Genomic DNA, 4,261 nt, shown 5'->3' on the forward strand with positions numbered 1-4,261 from the left:
GTGTTCTGCTTCCGTTACAAACCTGGTCAATTTACCTCAATTTATCGTTTTATCCTGAAAACTATCATTTAGGCAGAAGTACACAAATTCCTCAATATTTACTGAGGGATTTGTGTATAAGAGACAGGAAAAACACGGGGTGGGAAAACATCGAATGAATTATTTAAGGGAATACGAACATGTTTACTTCCGGATTAACGATGTTGCACTTATTATGTGAATCTACCATATTTATATATCAATCAGATAAAAAATATCCTAAATTTCGTTTATACATATTACTGAAAAACACAAAAACAGCCCTATAATCGAGCTGTTTTTGCATGCTATTGCTAATAGTCAATTACCATCCGGTAGCATTAACACTATCCGCATGATCAAGTTATCAATCCCAATTTTCTTGAGTAATTAAGTAATTCAGTCACCTTATGAACTTTAAGTTTTCGCATCATATTAAGGCGGTGAGTTTCTACTGTTTTAATACTAATACTTAACACCTCAGCAATATTACGATTGCCATTACCTTCGCTAATTAGCTGTAATATTTGGCGCTCACGCCGGGTAAGCAATGTGCTGTCATCATTTATTCCTTCTCCCAGCAAGCGGATTGCCTCCTGATTAAGATGAGGATCAACGTAACTTTTTCTGGCAGCAACACTGGTAATCGCAGCAAGTAATATCTGCTGCGAACTGGTTTTCAAGACATAAGCTAATGCTCCCGCACGCAGTACACGGCTGGCAGTCAGCTCATCATCATGGGCCGTAAGAGCAAGTATGCGCAAATCCGGCCGGCGTTGGCAAAGTTGTGGAATGATATCCAATCCATTCAGCCCCGGAAGGCCAAGATCAAGAATCACAATATCTGGTGCAAGATCCCGACAGGCAGCATAAACAGAGAGTCCATCATCAACTTGCGCGACTACCTGATAACGCGGGTATGCGGCAAGAAGATTCTTTATTCCATCTATGATCAGCTCATGATCATCTACCAGCAAAACTTTATAGCAAATCATATTAGGACCTCGCGGAAAAAGGTGCATTCTGCTCGTGTTCCTCAGCAGAGCACAGCGTTGCGTTAATCAATTTGCGTAGTTTCATCAGCTCATTTTTTTGCGGCAGCGAACCGTTATGTATCTGGTTTTCCATTTCAACAATGACACACAATAATGAATTAAGCCCTGCCTGCCCACTCACTCCCTTCATGGAATGTAAGAGCTTTTCTAATACCTCCTGTTGAGTAATATGTTGTTCAGCTTCATCAAGTAAAGTTAATAATTCCCTGCGGACTTTTACCTGCATACGCAATAAGTTCATGGGCAGTAATGGTTTATCTGTTTCTTGCTGCACCATTAGATCAATATCACGCCGCAACTGATATTCCGCAGTCATCTCTAATATTTGGGCCAATTGGTTAATCGTCACCGGTTTGGATATGTAATCATTCATCCCGGCCTGAGCCGCGCGTTCCTTCTCTTCGGCAACTGTATTTGCCGTCAGAGCAACAATCATGCACTCTGGGTCCTGATTGTCAGAATCAATACGCCAACGCCGGGTAGTTTCCAGACCATCACACTGCCCCGGCATCAATATATCCATCAGTACCAAATCAAAACGGTAACGCTGTCCCAACAATAAGGCTTCTGTACCATCCTGAGCATGCCGCACTCCCTGCCCCAATCGCGTCAACATCATGCCAATGATGTCCCGATTGGTCACTGCGTCATCAACCAGCAATACCTGCATACGCCAAGGTTGTAGCGGTACGTTATCTTGTACCGGCGGCAACGCACCAGATAACTGACGTTCGACAATATCCCGCAAACGACCGGGCAAAAAACGCAAATCATTGGCGGATAATTCGCCGGAATGCTCTTCAGTCAAACAAATAAGGCCCCATGCCATCAGTTGACGATGTAAGACAAACGGTGCGCCTATCTCTCCCTGTAACAACACGGGTTCAGTAAAATCCATCAATGGCAGTTGAAACACCACGCTAGTGCCTAAGCCAAAGGTGCTGTTAAATTCCAGATTTCCTCCCATCATTCTGGCCAGCGTAACCGCAATCGTCAGCCCAAGGCCCGTTCCCTGCGCATGTTCCTGCACCTGATAAAAGGGATTAAATATCGAGGCGATATTTTCTGGAGCGACACCACATCCGCTGTCAGTAACATCAAAAATCAACATATTATCTGAACGGGTGACAGTCAGAGAAATGCCGCCATCATCGGTAAATTTGCAGGCATTTCCTAACAAATTTACCAAAATCTGTCTTACCCGGCTTGCATCAAGCATTAATACCTGTGGCACATCAGCAGCAACAAAGGTTTCTAGCGTCAACTTTTTATTGTGTGCCATTCCCTGTATCGTCGCCATTGACTGATCCAGCAATGGTAACAACTGGCTGGTCGCGTACTGTAGCTCAACCTGTCCAGCTTCAATGCGCGAAAAATCAAGCAATTTATTGATAATGAATAATAAAGATAGCGTGCACTGATGAGCTGTCTCTGCCAATTGTAGCTGCTCGCTGCTCATCTCACTGGTTTTCAGTAACTCCAATGCACCTAATGTCCCACTCAGTGGCGTTCTTAGTTCATGACTAATGGTCGTCAGATGGCTACTTTTACGCTTATTAGCCAATTCTGCCTGTTGTTTTGCCTCTGTTAATGCTTTGGTACGTTCTGCGACCTTATTTTCCAGCGTGGAATATTGCTGATTCAGGGTATCAAGTAACGTATTGTAGGCCCTGGCTATCTGCCCCAATTCATCACGCCGGCTCTCTGGCAAACGTACATCTAGCGCGTGTGGTCCAGTCTTATCGATAATATCTACAAATTGCCACAACGGTTTAGCCAGATAATAATGCAACATCCAGAATATCGTCAGCGTTATCATTAATAGAATAATTAACGCAAATGGAAGCTGAATAATCGCCTGATCAACGACTTCCTCAAATAGACTTCTTGTGGGATAAAGTACCAATTGCTGCCAACCGGGACCTTTTAGCTGGATACGTAATACCTGATAACCGGGAATATATTGCCAGCCATCATGTAATTTAACTTTCTTCAACAATGCTAAAATATGTTGTTCTTGATCCTGCGGTAATTTCCCTTTAAAAAACGGCAATAATTGTTGATTGCTGTCCAACCAGAGATCAATGTCATAATTAGTCACCGCTTGCCCGTATGACAATAGATCATTGAACTTAATCGCATATCCGGTCAGTCGGCCCATTTTATCACTCGCGGCAACCGAGATACTCCAGCCACTGCCAGGAATATGCTCCGGCTGTCCCCAGTAAATATTATCGTGGTTGGGGTTCATAGGAAAATTCGCTAACTCCAAACATCGTTTGACAAAGTAGTCATCTGAGATTTTTTCCGGGGGATAAATGGAGATCCCCTGAAATCGCTTAAAAATAAAGCTGTCCAGATAATAAGCCTGCCCGGCAGCGCCATATGCTTGAATAAACCAATTATCCTGATTTATTTCGTGATCGGGTTGGCAGATACTGCCATTGATGGGAAGATATTTGCTATCAGTATTCGACGTAATATTTTTATTATTTTCATACTTTTCATAATAAGCATCATAACGTTTCGCTAGTTCCTGCGCATCTTTCTCCGCCCCCTCAAAGCGATGATTACTTAAATCAGCCCGTAAGGTCGCAAGATGGGATAATTCATCCATCACATGCTGATGTGCATGTTTGAAAGAAAAAAATGCCGTTGCTACGACAGAAATCAGCCATATCAGAAACAACGTCAATGATAGAAATACAGTGAGTTTAATTACTAATGATGAGCCTGTTCTCATTTTATAATCTCCTTATTATTCAGAGATATCTCCTTGTGAAAAACCCAAATTACTCCTCGCCTATCAGGTTAATTAACAACAGGTTTAGAACTTATCTCATTGGGTTATACCCGTTATCTTTCCGGCATACTATAATTCAAGAAAATACACCCGAAGATAATAAATACTTTACATCAGATAACAATCAGATAAAACTTACCAAAATCGTCTAACCAAATTATGACTAAAATCAATTTTACGCTGGTTTCATATCAACAGAATCCCAACAAAAATGAATATCCATCAACGAAACGTTTCTCTCACCATTGACAACTTAATTAACCTGAGTTCTGGTTAAGCCGTCACTAATATGTCCATTTCTGAGCGGGAGATATTCAGTGACGGTTTGTTCTCTTTGAAACAATAAGCGATTAGCCCTCCTAACACATTCAACATGAATCCCTGT

2 protein-coding genes and 1 pseudogene are annotated in these 4,261 nt (G+C 42.1%); all 3 read right to left on the reverse strand.

From position 1 onward, the window contains the following. Nucleotides 1-377 precede the first annotated feature (377 nt). Entirely contained in the window at nucleotides 378-1,013 is a 636-nt protein-coding gene (locus tag AACQ83_RS23430) for a two component system response regulator (protein WP_112879802.1), read from the reverse strand. 1 nt (nucleotide 1,014) lies between these two features. Next, nucleotides 1,015-3,816: a two component system sensor kinase gene (locus AACQ83_RS23435; protein ID WP_112879803.1), complete on the reverse strand. Its 2,802-nt coding sequence runs from the start codon at nucleotides 3,814-3,816 to the stop codon at nucleotides 1,015-1,017. A gap of 333 nt (nucleotides 3,817-4,149) precedes the next feature. Beyond that, nucleotides 4,150-4,261 (reverse strand): annotated as a pseudogene (locus AACQ83_RS23440) (IS982 family transposase); the annotation flags it as partial.

Origin of the sequence: Photorhabdus sp. S10-54, from assembly GCF_963878145.1 — a bacterium.
GTDB lineage: Bacteria > Pseudomonadota > Gammaproteobacteria > Enterobacterales > Enterobacteriaceae > Photorhabdus > Photorhabdus kayaii.